This is a genomic window from Ottowia sp. SB7-C50, from assembly GCF_033110285.1.
GTDB lineage: Bacteria > Pseudomonadota > Gammaproteobacteria > Burkholderiales > Burkholderiaceae_C > Ottowia.
The window spans coordinates 1,425,419-1,443,153 of sequence record NZ_CP136995.1; the positions used below are offsets into that span (position 1 = coordinate 1,425,419).

The following is a 17,735-nucleotide window of genomic DNA, read 5'->3' on the forward strand; positions in this document are numbered from 1 at the left end:
TCTTGCCCGCTCGCCCTACAGTCAAGGCGTGACCGCCGCCCTTTGATGGCGCCGGCAAGGAGACACAACCCATGCACGCCACCGCCGAATCGCGCGCCACCGCCGCACCCACCGCAACCCCCGACGTGCGCCGCCCGGACTACCGCCTGAGCGACAACCTGTGGGCGCGCCAAGGCCAGGTCTTCATGACCGGCACGCAGGCACTGGTGCGGCTGCCGCTGATGCAGCGCTGGCGCGATGAGGCGGCGGGTCTGGACACGCGCGGATTCGTGTCAGGCTATCGCGGCTCGCCGCTGGGCATGGTGGACCAGCAGATCTGGAAGGCCGGCCCGAAGTGGAAAGAGGCGGGCCTGGAGTTCGTGCCCGCCATCAACGAAGAGCTGGCCGCCACCCAGGTGCTGGGCACGCAGCGGGTCGAAAGCGATCCGCAGAAGACCTGCGACGCCGTGTTTGCCCTGTGGTACGGCAAGGGCCCGGGCGTGGACCGCGCGGGCGACGCGCTCAAGCACGGCAACGCCTATGGCTCGTCGCCGCACGGCGGCGTGCTGGTGGTGGCGGGCGACGACCACGGCTGTGTGTCGTCCAGCATGCCGCACCAGAGCGACCAGCTGTTTCAGGCCTATCACATGCCCGTGGTGGCGCCGGCCACCGTGGCCGAGCACCTGGAGTTTGGCCTGTACGGCTGGCAGCTGTCACGCTTTTCGGGCAACTGGGTCGGGCTGACCTCACTGTCGGAAGTGGTGGAGTGCGGCGCCACGGTCGACCTGGATGCCATCAACGCGCGCGTGGCGGCGTGGAAGGGCAATGACCAAGTGAGCGCGCTGACGCGCCACCTGCCGCCCGCCCAAGGCCTGCACTACCGCTGGCCCGATTTCCCGTCGCTACAGATTGAGGAGCGGCTGCAGCACAAACTGCAAGCGGTGGCGGCGTTTTCGTCCATCAACAGCATCGACCGCCACGTCATCGAGTCGCCGCACGCCACGGTGGGCATCGTCACCTGCGGCAAGGCGCATTACGACCTGATGGAAGTGCTGCGGCGCCTGGACATTACGCCGGCGATGCTGGCCGACGCGGGCGTGCGGCTGTACAAGATCGGCCTGTCCTTTCCCATCGAGACCACGCGCGCGCTGGCGTTTGCGCAGGGACTCACGGAAATCCTGGTCGTCGAGGAAAAAGGCCCGGTGGTTGAGACGCAGCTGCGCGAGCTGTTCTACAACGCGCCCGGCGGGCTGCGCCCCGCCATCCTGGGCAAGAAGGACGCGCAGGGCGCGCCGCTGGTCAGCAGCCTGGGCGAATTGCGCCCCTCGCGCCTGATCGAGCTGACGGCCAACTGGCTGATCCGCCACTTTCCGGCCCGCTTTGCCGACCGGCGCGCGCTGGTGCGCGACTTCACGTTGCCGCAACTGCTCAGCAACGATTCCGACAGCGTCAAGCGCATGCCGTACTTCTGCGCCGGTTGCCCGCACAACACGTCGACCAAGGTGCCCGAAGGCTCGACGGCGCGCGCCGGCATCGGTTGCCACTTCATGGCCAACTGGATGGACCGCGACACGGCGGGCCTGATTCAGATGGGCGGCGAGGGCGTCGACTGGGTGTCGCACTCGCGCTTTACCCAGGTGCCGCACGTGTTTCAGAACCTGGGCGATGGCACTTATTACCACTCGGGCTACCTGGCCATCCGCCAGGCCGTGGCGGCCACGGCGCGCATCACCTACAAGATTTTGTTCAACGACGCCGTGGCCATGACGGGGGGGCAGCCGGTCGATGGCGTCATCAGCGTGGATGCCATTGCCCGCCAGGTCGAAAGCGAGGGCGTGAAGCAGGTGGTGATCCTGTCGGACGACATTGGCAAGTACGACGGCGTCAAGGGCAAGTTCCCGGCCGGCACGCGCTTCTTCGACCGCGCCGAGCTGGACCGCGTGCAGCGAGAGTTGCGTGAGGTCGATGGCGTCACGGTGCTGATTTATGAGCAGACCTGCGCCGCCGAAAAGCGCCGCCGCCGCAAGAAGGGCGAGATGGCCGACCCGGACAAGCGCCTGTTCATCCACGAAGCCGTGTGCGAAGGCTGCGGCGACTGCAGCGTGCAGAGCAACTGCGTGGCGGTGCTGCCGCAGGAGACGCCGCTGGGCCGCAAGCGCAAGATCGACCAGACCGCCTGCAACAAGGACTATTCGTGCGCCAAGGGCTTCTGCCCCAGCTTTGTGGGCGTGAGCGGCGGCAAGCTGCGCAAGAAAGCCGGCGCGCTGGCCGGCGCCGGCGCGGGGCAGGACGCCTTCGCGCGCCTGGTGGCGACCCTGCCCGAGCCCGCACCGCACGTGTGGACCGGCCCGTACGACCTGCTGGTCACCGGCGTGGGCGGCACGGGGGTGGTGACGGTGGGCGCCGTCATCGCCATGGCCGCGCACCTGGAAGGCAAGTCCGCCAGCGTGCTCGACTTCATGGGCTTTGCGCAGAAGGGTGGGGCGGTGATGAGCTTCGTGCGCCTGGCCGACATGCCCGAGCGGCTGAACCAGGTGCGCATCGACACCCAGCAGGCCGACGCCGTGCTGGCCTGCGACACCGTGGTGGCGGCGCAGCCCGAGCCGCTGGCCGCCGTACGCCACGGCCGCACGCGCATCCTGGCCAACGTGTACGAGACGCCCGTGGCCGAATCGCTGAAGAACCCCGACGCCGATCTGAAGACCGAGCTGCTGCTGGCCAAGCTGCGTTTTGCCGCGGGCGAGGACCGCGTGGAAACCTTTGACGCGCAGCGCCTGGCCGAAGATTTTCTGGGTGACACGGTGACGGCCAACGTGCTGGCCATGGGTTACGCGTGGCAGCGCGGGCTGGTGCCCATCAGCCTGGCGGCAATGCAACGCGCGATTGAACTCAACGGCGTGGCCGTGCCGGCCAACCTGGCCGCGTTCTCGCTCGGCCGCCTGGCGGCCCACGACCCGGGCGCGTGCGCGGCGCTGCTGGGCGAGCGTGCAGAGGCCGCCGACGACTCGCTCGACGCGCTGGTCGCGCGCAGCATGAGCCACCTCACGGCGTACCAGAACGCGGCCTGGGCCGAGCGCTATGCCCGACTGGTGCGCGAATCCCACGCGCGCGAGCAGGCGGTGGCGCCCGGCAGCGAGGCTTTCACCCGTGCCGTGGCGCGCAGCCTGCTCAAGCTGATGAGCTACAAGGACGAATACGAGGTGGCGCGGCTGTATGCCGACCCGGCATTCCGCGCCGCGCTGGAACAGCAGTTCGAGGGCGACTTGCGCCTGAGCTTCTACATGTCGCCGCCCCTCATGGTGCGTGGCCAGGGCGACGAGCCGCCGCGCAAGATCGAGTTGGGCCGCTGGATGCTGCCGGCCATGCGCTGGCTGGCCAAGGGCAAGGGGCTGCGCGGCGGCGTGTTCGACATCTTTGGCAAAACCGACGAGCGGCGCATGGAGCGCGAAATGATTGTCCGCTACGAAGCCCGCGTGCGCGAATTGCTGCCCCAGTTGAACGCCGAGCGCCTGAAGACCGCCACCGACATTGCCGCGGTGCCGCTGGCCATGCGCGGCTTCGGCCACGTCAAGCACGCCAACGTGCTGCTGGCCCGCGTGCGCGAGGCCGAACTGCTGCACCGCTTTGACGCCGTGCGCTACCCGGCGCCGGCACGGCAGCCGCAGGCGGGGCAGCTCCGGGGCATTCCCGTCGTCAGCGCCTGACGGACGGCGCATCGCGCGCGCCGCACGCGCTCAGGCAGCAGCGCATCAGACCCGCGCGGGCTGCGCCACCGCCAGGCGCTGCGCCAGGGCGGTGTCGTCGTCCTGGCTGCCCGGCGCTGCCGGGTCGGCGGGACGCAGGTGCAACGTCTGCGTGGGGTAGGCGATTTCCACGCCGGCCTGGTCCAGCACCTTCTTGACGGCGACGATCACGGCATCGGTCGCCAGCACCAGGTTGCGGCCGGTGTTGGGTCCGACCCAGTAGCGCACCACCAGGTTCACGCTGGAATCGCCCAGTTCAGTGGCCATCACCACCGGCTCGGGTTTTTGCTCGATTTCGGGCAGCTGGCGCACCGCGTCCAGAATCAGGCGCTTGGCGTGCTCGATGTCCTCGCCGTAGCCGATACCGACATTGATCTGACCGCGTCGCTCGGGCTTGGCCGAAATCACGATCACGCGGTTGGTGTAGAGGTCGCTGTTGGGCACCACGACCAGGCGGTTGTCGTAGGTGCGCACCAGCGTCGCGCGCACCTGGATGTCTTCCACCGTGCCTTCGTGGTTGCCGCTGACGATCACGTCGCCGATCTGGAACGGCCGCGTGATGAGCAGCAGCAGGCCCGCCAGCAGGTTCTGGAAGATGTCCTTGAAGGCAAAGCCGATGGCCACGCCGCCCACGCCCAGTGCGCCGAGCAGCGAGCTTGCGCTCATCGACGGCACCACGATGGTGACCGCCACCATCGTGCCCAGCGCCAGCACCAGCCAGCCGGCCAGGCGGCTGAAGATCAACGCCACACTCAAGGGGCGGTGGGCTTTTCGCAGCACGCTGCGCACGCCCGTCGATACGCCGCCGGCCAGCAGCCAGAACACGGCAAAAACGACGCAGGCGATGACGAGGTTGGGCAACAGCGCGATCGTCTCGCGCGTCATCTGATCGAGGGTGTGAAAGGCAGCACTGAGGTCCATGGGTCTCCTTGGGAAGCGTGGGAGGCCCGTGCCGCATGCAAGTCAATTCGCTCGCCGAAGTGGCGCGGCGCCAGGTGCGGCGGAATGGCGTGGCGGCGATGGTGCGTGCAGGGCCTCGTGATATGTGAACCCCAAGACTAGCAGTACTGGCGCGCGACGCGCGTAGGACATGGCCGCCCATGCCTTGGGCAGCGCCCGGCGGTTTCAGCCGCCGATGTCAGGCCAGCGCTGGCGCAGCCACAGCCAGGCCAGCAGGCCCACGGCCATGAAGGTCGACGACACCAGCGCCAGCCCAATGGCCGAATGCATGACCAGCGGCGCCACCACGCCAGCCACCACGCCGTTGGCGGTGGAGCCGACCACGGCCTGCAGCGACGACGCCATGCCGCGCCGCTCCGGGTGCAGGTCGAGCACCAGCAGGGTCACCACCGGCACCATCAGCGCCCAGCCGAAGGCGAACACGGCAATGGGCCACAGCGACCACCACGCATGGGGCTCGAAGAGCAGGTTGGCAACGATGTTGATGGCCGACACCGCCAGCATGATGCGAAAGCCCTGGAGGATCTGGTTCTTGGGCCGCACCCGGCCGGCCATGCGGCCCGACAGCCACGACCCGGCCATGATGCCGCCGATCGTCATGACGAAGAACCAGAAGAACTGCGTCGGCCGCAGGTGCAGGATGTCGCCCAGGAACGCCGGCGCGCCCAGCACGTAGAGAAACATGCCGTTGAACGGCACGCCCGAGGCCAGCGCCAGCAGCAGAAAGCGCGGATCGGACAGCAGTTGCCCATAGCCCCGCATCAGGTTGCCCACCTGGAACGGCTGGCGCTGCTCGACGTGCAGCGTCTCGGGCAGAAGGCGCCAGTTGGCGGCCCACAGCACGATGCCGACGCCCACCAGAAACCAGAAGATGGCGTGCCAGTCGAGGTACTCGGCGATCAGCCCGCCGATGATGGGCGCCACTGCGGGCGCCACGCCGAAGAAGATGGTGATCTGGCTCATCACCTTTTGCGCGTCGGCGGGCGGGAACATGTCGCGCACCACCGCCCGCGACACCACGATGCCGGCGCCGGTGGACAGGCCCTGCAGCGCGCGGAAGAAGATCAGCTGCCCCACTGTTTGCGACAGCGCGCAGCCCAGCGACGCCAGCGTGAACAGCGCCAGCCCCCACAGGATCACGGGGCGGCGGCCAAAGCTGTCGGACAGCGCGCCATGAAACAGGTTCATGAAGGCAAAGCCGAACAGATAGGCCGACAGCGTCTGCTGCATCTGCACCGGCGTGGCCTGCAGCGACTGCGAGATGGCCGAAAACGCCGGGATGTAGGTGTCGATCGAGAACGGCCCGAGCATGCCCAGCACCGCCAGCAGCACGGCCAGCGCCCAGCGCGGGGCCTTCCACAGTTGTTGGGCGTCGGGGTTCATTCAGGCATTTCTTGAACGCAAAGGACGCAAAGGCCCGCAAAAGCCGCCAAAGAAAACCATTCAAGATTTTCTTTTTGGCGACTTTTGCGAAACCTTTGCGCCCTCTGCGTTCGGCTGTTGGTCTTTAAAGCGAATCGATGAAGCTGCGCAGCTTGTCGCTGCGGCTCGGGTGCTTCAATTTGCGCAGCGCCTTGGCTTCAATCTGGCGGATGCGCTCGCGCGTGACGTCGAACTGCTTGCCCACTTCTTCCAGCGTGTGGTCGGTGCTCATCTCGATGCCGAAGCGCATGCGCAGCACCTTGGCCTCGCGCGGCGTCAGGCTGTCGAGGATGTCCTTCACCACGTCGCGCAGGCCGGCCTGCATGGCGGCATCCACGGGCGCAGTGTTGTTCTGGTCCTCGATGAAATCGCCCAGATGCGAATCGTCGTCGTCGCCGATCGGCGTTTCCATGGAGATCGGCTCCTTGGCGATCTTCATGATCTTGCGGATCTTGTCCTCGGGGATCTCCATCTTCTCGGCCAGGATGCCGGCGTCGGGCTCGAAGCCGAACTCCTGCAGGTGCTGGCGCGAGATGCGGTTCATCTTGTTGATGGTCTCGATCATGTGCACCGGGATGCGAATGGTGCGCGCCTGGTCGGCGATGCTGCGGGTGATGGCCTGGCGGATCCACCACGTGGCATAGGTCGAGAACTTGTAGCCGCGGCGGTATTCGAACTTGTCCACGGCCTTCATCAGGCCGATGTTGCCTTCCTGGATCAAATCGAGGAACTGCAGGCCGCGGTTGGTGTACTTCTTGGCGATGGAGATCACCAGGCGCAGGTTGGCCTCGATCATCTCCTTCTTGGCGTCGCGCGACGAGGCCTCGCCCTCGTTCATGCGCTTGTTGATGTCCTTCAACTCGTCCAGCGGCACCACCACCTGCGCCTGCAGGTCGATCAGCTTCTGCTGCAGGTCCTGGATAGGCGGGATGTTGCGCTCCATCACGGCGCTCCACGGCTTGCCTGCGGCGGCCTGCTTCTCGACCCACTTCAGGTTGAGGATGTGCGAGCCGATCTTGTTGCCGTTGCGGTCGCGGCCGGAGAAGTCGATGATGAACTGCTCCTGCGGGTAGCCGCACTTGTCGACGATGATGCGGCGCAGTTCGCGCTCGTACTTGCGCACGTCGTCGACCTGGCTGCGCAGCATGTCGCACAGCTTCTCGATGGTCTTGGCGGTGAAGCGGATGGTCATCAGCCGGTCCGACAGCGCACGCTGCGCCTTGACGTAGTTGGCCGAACCCCAGCCTTCCTTGTCGTAGGCCTTGTGCACCTTGTCGAACAGCGCGGCGATTTCGTCGAAGCGCTGCAGCGCCTCGGTCTTCAGCGCTTCCAGCAGGCGCGTCATGGCCTTGGAGCCGCCCTTGCCGTCGTCGTCGTCCTCTTCGTCGTATTCGTCGAAGTCTTCCTCGGCCACGTAGTCGTCGTTCTCGTTGGCGTCGGCAAAGCCGTCCACGATGGTGTTGATGACGACCTTGCCCTCGCGGATTTCCTGCGACATCTTCAGGATTTCGGCGATGGTGGCGGGGCTGGCGCTGATGGCTTCCATCATCGCCATCAGGCCGCCTTCGATGCGCTTGGCGATCTCGATCTCGCCCTCGCGCGTCAGCAGTTCCACCGTGCCCATCTCGCGCATGTACATGCGCACAGGGTCGGTGGTGCGGCCGAATTCGCTGTCGACGGTGGACAGGGCGGCTTCGGCGGCTTCTTCGGCTTCTTCCTCGCTGGCACCGGTGGGCGCGTTGGCGGTGATGATCAGCGCCTCGGCGTCGGGCGTCTGCTCGTACACGGCCACGCCCAGGTCGTTCAGCGTGGTGATGACGGCTTCGAGCGTGTCGGCGTCAAACAGCTTGTCGGGCAGGTGGTCGGAGATTTCGACGTGCGTCAGATAGCCGCGCGTCTTGCCCAGCTTGAGCAGCGCCTTCAGGTTGGCGCGGCGCGCGGTCATTTCTTCTTCGGACAGGACGGTCTCGTCCAGGCCGAATTCCTTCATCAAGGCGCGTTCCTTCGCCTTGCTGATCTTCATGCGCAGGGGCTTCGGCTTTTCAACGCCGGGCTCGGGCGTGACGACTTCGGGCTCGCCTTCCAGGTCGCCTTCGATGTCGGACAGGTCTTCTTCCTCGACATCGCGCGCGCTGGTCTTGCCGGGGCGGCCGCGCTTGGCCGGGGTCGACTTTTCGGCCGCGGCGGCGCCCTTGGCCGGCCGGCCGGCCTTCTTGGCGGGTGCCGGGGCAGCGGCCTTCTTGGCGGGCGCGGCGGCGGCCTTGCGGGTTGGCAGGTCTTCGGCTTCTGCCGCAGCGGCGGTCTTCTTGGCCGTGGTCTTGGCGGCGGTCTTGGCAGGGGCTTTCGCGGCGGGCTTCTGGCTGGTCGGCATCCAATGCACCTCAGGGCTGTGAGCGAACGCGCGCGCAGACAGCAGCGCGAGCGGGCGGCTCGGGATCAATCGGTAAAACGTGACTCAACAACGGACGCCGTGGCCAAGGGGCTGACCGGCGTCGGTGGGCAAGATGGGTGGGCGAACATTTGGGATGCAGTCCTTGCGATAGGTGGCCATCCCGGGGGCTGCGGGAAGTGCGCCGCTGTCTGTGCGCGTGGCCGGTTCGGAGGTGCTGCTGTCGCTCTTGCCGGTGACAAGCCTGACATTATAACTTTTCGGGCAGATTTCAAGGGGCCGCTGGCGGTTTTTTCACCGCTGGCGCCAGAACGCCGGTCAGTCGGGGCGCGAACGGGCGCGCTGCAGGGCCTTGAGTTGCTCGTACGCGTCGGCGTCGCCCGCCGCGGCGGCTTCGGCCAGGCGCTGGCTTTCGGCGGCGTCGCGCTCCTTGCGCACCTGCGCCAGGATGCTCAGCAACTCGTCGGGGTCGTTGACGATGTCGGGCAACACGCGGCCCACTTCGTCGACCGCGAACTGCTCGTGCGGATGCTCGCGCAGGCCTTCGCGCAGCGCGCCCCAGGGCTGCGGCCCGTGGTCCAGGTGCTGGCCGGCCAGCCAGGTGAACAGCGCGCCATGCGGCGCCGGCAAGTCGCACAGCAGCGCGTGGTCGGCCTGGCTGATCGAATCCCAGGCCGCGGCGTCGGTCAGCACGATCTGCAGTGCACGACTGGCGCGGCTGGCCGGCGCCTGGCGCGTAGGGCGCAGCCGCGGGGCGGCGGGTGTTTCACGTCTTTTGATGGGCTGGCGCTCGTCCCTGCTGCGCGGGTAGCTCTCTTTTTCATAGCTTCTGCGGGTGGGGCGGCGCAGGCCCCAGAGCTGCTCCAGCTCGTGCACGCCGATCTGCACCTGCCCGGCGATGTCGCCCAGCAACTGCTGCGCCAGCGCGCCAGCGGGCAGCTGCTGCCACAGCGGGCGCGCGTTGGCCGCAAAGCGCGAGCGGCCCTCGGCCGTGTCCATGTCGCAGTCCTCGGCGGCAGCGTCCAGCAGAAAGCGCGACAGCGGCACGGCGCCTTTCACCGCGGCGCCAAAGGCGTCAGCACCCTCGGCGCGGATGAAGCTGTCGGGGTCGTGTTCGGGTGGCAGGAACAGAAAGCGCACGCTGCGCACGTCGGTGGCCAGGGGCAGGGCGGCTTCCAGCGCCTTGCGCGCGGCACGCCGGCCGGCGGCGTCGCCGTCGAAGCTGAACACCACCTGCTCGGTGAATCGGAACAGCTTGTGCACGTGGTCCGACGTGCAGGCGGTGCCCAGCGTGGCCACGGCATTGCCAAAGCCCAGTTGGGCCAGCGCCACCACGTCCATGTAGCCTTCGGTGACCAGTGCGTAGCCGTGTTCGCGCAGGGCGTTGCGGGCCTCGAACAGGCCGTACAGCTCGCGGCCCTTGTGAAACACCGGGGTTTCGGGCGAGTTGAGGTACTTGGGCTTTTCGTCGCCCAGCACGCGGCCACCGAAGCCGATCACTTCGCCCTTGACCGAGCGGATGGGGAACATGATGCGGTCGCGGAAGCGGTCGTAGCGCTTGGCCTGTCCCGAGCTTGTCGAAGCGTCATCCTCGCCCGCGATGACCAGGCCGCTTTCTTCCAGCAGCGGATCGGCATAGTCGGCAAACACGCTGGCCAGGCTGCGCCAGCCTTCGGGCGCGTAGCCCAGGCCATAGTCGCGCGCGATGGCGCCCGACAGGCCGCGCTTTTTCAGGTAGTCGATGGCGTGCGGCGCCGACTTCAGGTGCTTGCGGTACGCCTCGCCCGCGCGCGCCAGCACGTCGGTGAGGGTGTGGCGCTTTTCGGTTTCCTGCGCGGCGCGGGCGCGTTCGGCCGGGCTGCGCTCGTCTTCGGGCACCACCATGCCGTATTGCTGCGCCAGGTCGTGCACCACCTCGACAAAGCCGGCGCCGGTGTGGTCCATCAGGAAGCCGATGGCGTTGCCGTTCTTGCCGCAACCGAAGCAGTGATAGAACTGCTTGGACGGGCTGACGGTGAACGACGGCGACTTTTCGCTGTGAAACGGGCACAGCCCCGAGAAGTTGGCGCCGGTCTTTTTCAGCTGCACATAGCGGCCGACGATCTCGACCACGTCGGCACGGGCCAGAAGTTCCTGGATGAAATGCTGCGGAATCGCCACGCGCTATTCTGGCCGATGGGCCGCAGGCCCTTTCAGACGGCCCCCAGCCGCCTGCCTAGAATGGCCCGAAACACCACTGGAGACACGTCATGGCCAGCATTTTCGACACCGACCTGCCGCGCACCGAAGCCAACTTTGCCCCGTTCACGCCGCTGGCCTTCATCCAGCGCACGGCCGAGGTCTACCCCGACAAGCTGGCCATCGTGCACGGCGACCTGCGCCAGAGCTGGGGCCAGACCTACGCGCGCTGCCGTCAGCTGGCCAGCGCGCTCACAAAGGCCGGCATTGGCAAGAACGACACCGTGGCCGTGATGCTGCCCAACACGCCGCCGATGGTGGAGGCGCACTTTGGCGTACCCATGGCGGGCGCGGTGCTGAACACGCTCAACACCCGGCTCGACCCTGAGGCCGTGGCCTTCATGCTGGACCACGGCGAGGCCAAGGCCATCATCGTCGACCCGGAATTCGCCAGCATCGTCAAGAAGGCGCTGGCGCTGCGCGAATCCAAGGCGCCGCTGCTCGTCATCGACGTCGAGGACGTGCTGTACGGCGAGGGCCAGAAGATCGGCAGCACCACCTACGAAGCCTTCGTGGCGCAGGGCGACCCGAAATTTGACTGGAAATACCCCGCCGACGAGTGGGACGCCATCGCGCTCAACTACACCTCCGGCACCACCGGCAACCCCAAGGGCGTCGTCTACCACCACCGCGGCGCGGCCACCAACGCGGTCAGCAACATTCTTGAATGGGACCTGCCCAAGCATGCGGTGTACCTGTGGACGCTGCCCATGTTTCACTGCAACGGCTGGTGCTTTCCGTGGACGGTGGCGGCGCGCGCGGCGGTCAACGTGTGCCTGCGCCGCGTGGAGGCCAAGGCGATCTTCGACGCCATCCGCCAGCACGGCGTCACGCACTACTGCGGCGCGCCCATCGTGCACGGCCTGCTGGTCAATGCGCCCGACGACATGAAGCAGGGCGTGCCGGAGGGCGTGAAATGCATGGTGGCCGGCGCCGCGCCGCCGGCGTCGATGATCGAGGGCATGGAAAAGATGGGCTTCGATCTGACCCACGTCTACGGCCTGACCGAGGTCTATGGCCCCGCCACCGTGTGCGCCAAGCACGACGCGTGGGACGAACTGGACATCGGCGAGCGTGCGCGCCTGAACGCGCGCCAGGGCGTGCGCTACCACCTGCAGCGCGACGCGCGCGTGCTCGACCCCGTGACCATGCAGCCCGTGCCGTGGGACGGCGAGACCATGGGCGAGATCATGTTCCGCGGCAACATCGCCATGAAGGGCTACCTGAAGAACCCCAAGGCGACGGAAGAGGCGTTTGCCGGTGGCTGGTTCCACAGCGGCGACCTGGCGGTGCAATACCCCGACGGCTACATCAAGATCAAGGACCGCAGCAAGGACATCATCATCTCGGGTGGCGAGAACATCTCATCCATCGAAGTCGAAGACGTGCTGTACCGCCACCCCGCCGTGCTGGCCGCCGCCGTGGTGGCCAAGCCCGACGACAAGTGGGGCGAGACGCCCTGCGCCTTCCTGGAACTGAAGGCCGGCGCCGAGGTGACCAGGGAAGACATCGACGCCCATTGCAAGCAGCACCTGGCTGGCTTCAAGGTGCCGCGCTTCATCGTGTTCGGCGAGCTGCCCAAGACCAGCACCGGCAAGATCCAGAAGTTCGAGCTGCGCAAGCAGGCGGGGTCGGCGACGGCAATTGATGTATGAATGGCGCCGCTGCGCTGATTTGACCTGGGTTTTATGCTATCAATAAACTAGCAAATTAAGCTAGCCGCCCGGAAAAAGCGCCGCGACGCGGCTGCGCAGCCAGCGCTGCGCCGGGTCGTGCTCGAAGCGACGGCTCCAGTGCATGGCGACGCTGAGCTCGCGCATCGGCAGGACCGGGTCGAACAGCGCGAATTGACGTTGGGGCGCAATGCCGACGGCAATGGAGCGCGGCATCAGCACCGCCAGGTCGGTCGTCTGCACCGTCATGGGCAGCGAGAGAAAGTTGGCCGCCGTCAGCCGCACGCGATCCTGCAGGCCAAGCAGGTTCAGGATGCGCAGCGTGTCGGCGTGTGAGCGCACCGTGGCAAATTCCAGTTCGCCCAGCGCGTCGTGGCCTGGCGCTGTCCTGCTGCGTCGCCAGCGGCGCGCCACCGGGTGGTCGTGTCGCAGCATCACCACGTACACATCGGTCAGCAGCGCGCGGGTCGACGTGTCGGTCACCTCGCGCAGATAGCCGATCGCCAGGTCGATGCGGCCGGCATGCAACGCTGGCGCAATCTCGGCCTGCGGCAGCGGCGCGGTTTCTATTCGGGTGAACGGCGCCTCGTGCCGCAGCAGGGCCATCAACGCAGGCAGAAAGCGCGCTTCGCCGATGTCCGACAGATGCAACCGGAACACGCGGCGCGATTGTTGCGGCACGAACGCGTCGGCCGGTGCCTGCAGCGCGCTTTCAAGCAGCGACAGCGCGGACTGGATCGCCGCGGCCAACTGGTCCGCGCGGGGCGTGGGCTGCACGCCGCCGGGCGCTCGGTGAAACAGGGCGTCGCCCAATTGCCGGCGCAGCCGGCCCAGGCCCTGGCTCGCGGCGGGCTGCGACAGTCCCAGTTCCTCGGCGGCCTGGCTCACGTTGCGGCGGCGCCAGATGGCGTCGAACAAGCGCAGCAGATTGAGGTCGATCGATTCGATATTCATTCAGTGCATGTCATTTATCAGTTTCATTGTATTGATGGATGTCGCACCGCGGCCGACACTGCGTGCCAGGAGACAACATACGCATGGAAGTTTCATTCGCGCACGAGATCGAATCGCTGCGACTGGGCGCGGGCGACACGTTTCATGGCGAGGGCATCCTGGCCATCACCAAGGGGCTGCTGCAATCGGGCGTGGCCTACGTGGGCGGCTACCAGGGCGCGCCGGTGTCGCACCTGATGGATGTGCTGGTGCAGGCGAAGGGGCTGATGGGCGAGCTGGGCGTGCATGTGGAAGCGTGCTCCAACGAAGCCTCGGCCGCCGCCATGCTGGGCGCGTCCATCCACTATCCGCTGCGCGGCGCTGTGACGTGGAAAAGCATCGTGGGCACCAATGTGGCGGCCGATGCGCTGTCCAACCTGTCGTCGCCCGGCGTCACGGGTGGCGTGCTGATCGTCGTGGGCGAAGACTACGGCGAAGGCGCCAGCGTGATCCAGGAGCGCACCCACGCCTACGCCATCAAGTCCGGGATGATCCTGCTCGACCCGCGGCCCGACCTGGCGCAGATGGTCGACATGGTGGAGCATGGCTTTGCCCTAAGCGAAGCCAGCAACATGCCCGCCATGATGGAGCTGCGCATCCGCGCCTGCCACGTGCGCGGCAGCTTCACGGCGCGCGACAACCGCGCGCCAGCCATCTCCACCCGTGCGCTGATGGAAGACCCGGCGGGCTTCAGCTACGAAAAGCTCGCGCACCCGCCCGTCACCTTCCGGCACGAGAAGCTCAAGTACGACGAGCGCATTCCGGCCGCGCGCCGCTACATCGTGCAGCACGGTTTGAACGAACTGCACGCGGCGCAAAAGGGCGATCTGGGCCTGATTGTGCAGGGTGGCCTGTACAACACGCTGGTGCGCGCGCTGCAGCAGTTCGGCCTGGCCGATGCGTTTGGCGAACTGGCCGTGCCCACGCTGGTGCTCAACGTGACCAGCCCGTTGGTGCCGCAGCAGATCACCGACTTCTGTGCGGGAAAGCGCGCCGTTCTGGTGCTGGAAGAAGGCCAGCCCGAATACATCGAGCAGGAAATTGCCACGCTGCTGCGCCGGCAGGACATCCAGACGCCGCTGGCCGGCAAGGACGTGCTGCCCATGGGCGGCGAATACACGGTGGAAGTGATGGCCGCGGGCCTGGCCAAGTGGCTGACCAAGGTGGCGCCTGACGTCGATACGCAGGCCGTGGCCGACTGGCTGGCCGCCAACCAGCAGCGCCGCGCCGACGTGGCCAAGGCGCTGCCCGAGCCGCTGCCGGCGCGCCCGCCGGGCTTTTGCATTGGCTGCCCGGAGCGGCCGGTGTTCAGCGCGCTCAAGCTGGCGCAGCAGACGGTGGGGCCGGTGCACGTGTCGGCCGACATTGGCTGCCACTCATTCGGCACCTTCGAGCCCTTCAACACCGGCCACACCATCCTGGGCTTTGGCATGAGCCTGGCCAGCCGCGCGGGCGTGTCGCCGCACATGAACCGGCGCGTGCTGGCCATCATGGGCGACGGCGGCTTCTGGCACAACGGCATCGTCACCGGCGTGCAGGCCGCGCTGCTAAATGGCGACGACGCCGTGCTGCTGATTTTCAAGAACGGCTACACCTCGGCCACGGGCACGCAGGACATCATCTCCACGCCCAGCGAAGACGCCAAGTTCAACGCCGACGACAAGGGCCAGAGCCTGGTGCACACCAACCAGACCATCGAGAACGCTTTGCAAGGCCTGGGCGTGAAGTGGCTGCGCGTGGTCAACAGCTACAAGGTGGCCGAGATGCGCGCCACGCTGGAAGAAGCTTTCACCAGCCCCTTCCACGGCCTGAAGGTGGTGATTGCCGAAGGCGAATGCCAGCTCGAACGCCAGCGCCGGTTGAAGCCGTGGGTGGCCAGCCTGCTCAAGAAAAAAGAGCGCATAGTGCGCGTGAAATATGGGGTGGACGAGGATGTGTGCACAGGCGACCACGCCTGCATTCGCGTCTCGGCCTGTCCCACGCTGACGCTCAAGGACAACCCCGACCCGCTCAAGGTCGACCCGGTGGCGACCGTGATCGACGGGTGCGTGGGCTGCGGCCTGTGCGGCGAAAACGCGCACGCCGCCACGCTGTGCCCCAGCTTCTACCGCGCCGAGGTGGTGCAGAACCCGCGCTGGCACGAGCGGCTGCTGCACGGCCTGCGCGGCGCGCTGGTGCGTGCGTTGCAGCCAGCAGAGGTGCGCGCATGACGACCCAACCCATCACGGTGTTGCTGTGCGCACTGGGCGGCGAGGGCGGCGGCGTGCTGGCCGAATGGCTCACGGCCGTGGCACGCCAGGCCGGCTACCCGGCGCAGGCCACGTCGATTCCCGGCGTGGCGCAGCGCACGGGTGCCACCACTTATTACCTGGAGTTCTGGCCCCAGTTGCACAGCGAACTGGGCGGCCGGCGCCCGGTGTTCGGCCTGACGCCGCTGCCCGGCAAGCTGGACCTGCTGGTGTCGAGCGAGTTGCTGGAAACAGTGCGCCAGATCGGCAACGGCATGAGCGCGGCCAACCGTACCACGGTGATCGCCTCCACCGCGCGCGCACTCACCACGGCCGAGCGCATGGAACTGGGCGACGGCCGCTGGGACGATGCGCAACTGGCGGCCATCATCCAGTCCCACGCGCAGCGCCACCACATCCTGGACATGGCGGCGCTCACGCGCGAGGCCGCCACGGTGGTCAGCAGCGTGATGCTGGGCTGCGTGGCGGCCAGCGGCGTGCTGCCCTTCATGCGCGTCGACTACGAAGCCGTGGTGGGCGCGGGCGGCGCCAGCGCTCAGGCCAGCCTGCGTGGCTTTGCACTTGGGTATGCGGCGGTGGAGCAACAGCGGGCGCGGGTTGATTCGGTGCGTGATTTGCTATCAACAAAAGAGCTGTCCGGCCAAGCTGGTAGAGCGCCCGCGCCCGCTGAGCTTGTTCACCCCATCATCCAGACGTTTCCGCCTGCGTTGCAAGAACGTTTGTCCCAAGGCCTGGCGCGCGTCACGGAATACCACGACGCCGACTACGGCGCGCTGTACCTGAAGCGCATGCAGTCGCTGTGGACAGCCGAGCAGGCCGCCGGTGGCCACGCGGGCGATGCCACGCACGAGGCGGCGCGCTGGCTGGCGCTGTGGATGGCGTTTGACGACATCGTGCGCGTGGCGCAGCTCAAGGCCGTGGCCTCGCGGCGCGAGCGTGTGCAGCGCGAGGTGAAGGCGGGCGAGGGCGATCTGCTCAAGGTATACGACCACTTCAAGCCCGGCGTGCCCGAGTTCGCCGGCCTGCTGCCCAAGCCCTGGGCCGATCGGCTGACGCGCTGGGACGCGTCGCGGGTGGCGCGCGGCCAGGCGCCGTGGTCGCGCCCGCTCAAGGTGGGCACGCACACCGTGCTGGGCATGGCGGCGCTGCGCGTGCTGGGGTCGTTGAAAGGCATGCGCCAGCGTGGCTCGCGCTGGGCCGAGGAGCAGGCGCTGATCGAGCGCTGGCTGCAGGGCATCGAGCGCTCGTTCAAGGCCAGCCCCGCGCTGGGGCTGGAAGTGGCGCGCTGCGGCCGCCTCATCAAGGGCTACGGCACGACCAATGAGCGCGGCAAGGCCAACCTGCTGCACGTGATCGACCACCTGGCGCTGACCGGCACCGTGGGCGACGCCGCCGCGCGCGCCGCCGCCGTGGCCACCGCGCGTGAAGCCGCGCTGAAAGACGAAGCCGGCACGCAGCTGGACGCCGCGCTGCGCGCCCACGGCGCCCCCGCGCGGCCGGTGCGCGAGCAACCGATCCGCTGGGTGCGCAAGCCGGCGGGGCTGAAAGGGCGGGCGTGACGCGCGTGGGCCGAATCCGCTGTGCAGCACATTTTCGGCCGCACGTTGGCGCGCTGTCCTGATTTATTGCTCTTGTTTAAATAGCAAACCGCATGATCGTCGAACTGGTCGAATTCACGCATCCGCCGGGCAGCACGCGCAGCGCGATCGATGAAGGGGCGCGCGCCACCGTGCCCCATTGGCGCGCCAACGCCGACTTGCTGCGCAAGCACTATCTGCTGGGCTCCGATGGTCAGACGGGTGCCGGCATCTACTTCTGGCCGAGCGTGGAAGCCGCGCAGCGCGCGCACGATGCGGCCTGGATCGCGCAGGCCGAGCGGCGCACCGGGCAGTCGGTGCGCATTCGCCATTTCGAGTTGCTGATGACGCTGAACAACCAGGCTGGCAGGTTGACGGAAGGCGCCGCCGGGCCACCGCTGACATGACGCACAGCCACGGGGAAAACACCCTGTCGCTGTAGCCTGCACCCAAGCAAGATCAGATGTGTTTATGTATTGACCGCTCAGGTCCATTTCAACCAAGGAGACAAG

10 protein-coding genes are annotated in these 17,735 nt (G+C 67.3%); 5 read left to right on the plus strand and 5 right to left on the minus strand.

The annotated features are described in order from the left end of the window. Positions 1–71 precede the first annotated feature (71 nt). Positions 72–3,683: an indolepyruvate ferredoxin oxidoreductase family protein gene (locus R0D99_RS06810; protein ID WP_317750623.1), complete on the plus strand. Its 3,612-nt coding sequence runs from the start codon at positions 72–74 to the stop codon at positions 3,681–3,683. Between the two features lie 45 nt (positions 3,684–3,728). Here R0D99_RS06810 and R0D99_RS06815 read toward each other — a convergent pair whose 3' ends face one another. From R0D99_RS06815 to dnaG, 4 genes are all read right to left on the minus strand, one after another. After that, positions 3,729–4,643, minus strand: a complete 915-nt coding sequence (locus R0D99_RS06815; protein WP_317750624.1) for a mechanosensitive ion channel family protein — start codon at positions 4,641–4,643, stop codon at positions 3,729–3,731. Positions 4,644–4,847: 204 nt separating this feature from the next. Beyond that, positions 4,848–6,065 (minus strand): multidrug effflux MFS transporter, encoded by a 1,218-nt coding sequence (locus R0D99_RS06820; RefSeq protein ID WP_317750625.1) that lies wholly within the window; start codon positions 6,063–6,065, stop codon positions 4,848–4,850. Positions 6,066–6,189: 124 nt separating this feature from the next. Then, positions 6,190–8,475 (minus strand): RNA polymerase sigma factor RpoD, encoded by a 2,286-nt coding sequence (rpoD, locus tag R0D99_RS06825; RefSeq protein ID WP_317750626.1) that lies wholly within the window; start codon positions 8,473–8,475, stop codon positions 6,190–6,192. Positions 8,476–8,811: 336 nt separating this feature from the next. Beyond that, positions 8,812–10,653: a DNA primase gene (dnaG, locus tag R0D99_RS06830; protein WP_317750627.1), complete on the minus strand. Its 1,842-nt coding sequence runs from the start codon at positions 10,651–10,653 to the stop codon at positions 8,812–8,814. An 89-nt stretch (positions 10,654–10,742) separates the two neighbouring features. Between dnaG and R0D99_RS06835 the strand changes: the two genes are divergently transcribed. Next, positions 10,743–12,386: an acyl-CoA synthetase gene (locus R0D99_RS06835; RefSeq protein WP_317750628.1), complete on the plus strand. Its 1,644-nt coding sequence runs from the start codon at positions 10,743–10,745 to the stop codon at positions 12,384–12,386. Positions 12,387–12,446: 60 nt separating this feature from the next. On the opposite strand, the gene R0D99_RS06840 is transcribed toward R0D99_RS06835, so the two are convergent. Continuing rightward, positions 12,447–13,358 carry a LysR family transcriptional regulator gene (locus tag R0D99_RS06840; RefSeq protein WP_317750630.1) on the minus strand — a complete coding sequence of 304 codons (912 nt, stop codon included), beginning with the start codon at positions 13,356–13,358 and terminating at the stop codon, positions 12,447–12,449. An 83-nt stretch (positions 13,359–13,441) separates the two neighbouring features. On the opposite strand from R0D99_RS06840, the gene R0D99_RS06845 reads away from it, so the two are divergent. The 3 genes from R0D99_RS06845 to R0D99_RS06855 all read left to right on the plus strand — a co-directional run bounded on the left by R0D99_RS06845 (position 13,442) and on the right by R0D99_RS06855 (position 17,630). Beyond that, entirely contained in the window at positions 13,442–15,607 is a 2,166-nt protein-coding gene (locus R0D99_RS06845; RefSeq protein ID WP_317750631.1) for an indolepyruvate ferredoxin oxidoreductase subunit alpha, read from the plus strand. Then, positions 15,604–17,205 carry an indolepyruvate oxidoreductase subunit beta family protein gene (locus R0D99_RS06850; protein ID WP_317750632.1) on the plus strand — a complete coding sequence of 534 codons (1,602 nt, stop codon included), beginning with the start codon at positions 15,604–15,606 and terminating at the stop codon, positions 17,203–17,205. Before R0D99_RS06845 ends, R0D99_RS06850 begins: the two co-directional genes overlap by 4 nt. A gap of 92 nt (positions 17,206–17,297) precedes the next feature. Then, positions 17,298–17,630, plus strand: coding sequence for a hypothetical protein (locus R0D99_RS06855; RefSeq protein ID WP_317750633.1), 333 nt, complete (start codon positions 17,298–17,300; stop codon positions 17,628–17,630). Positions 17,631–17,735 lie beyond the last annotated feature (105 nt).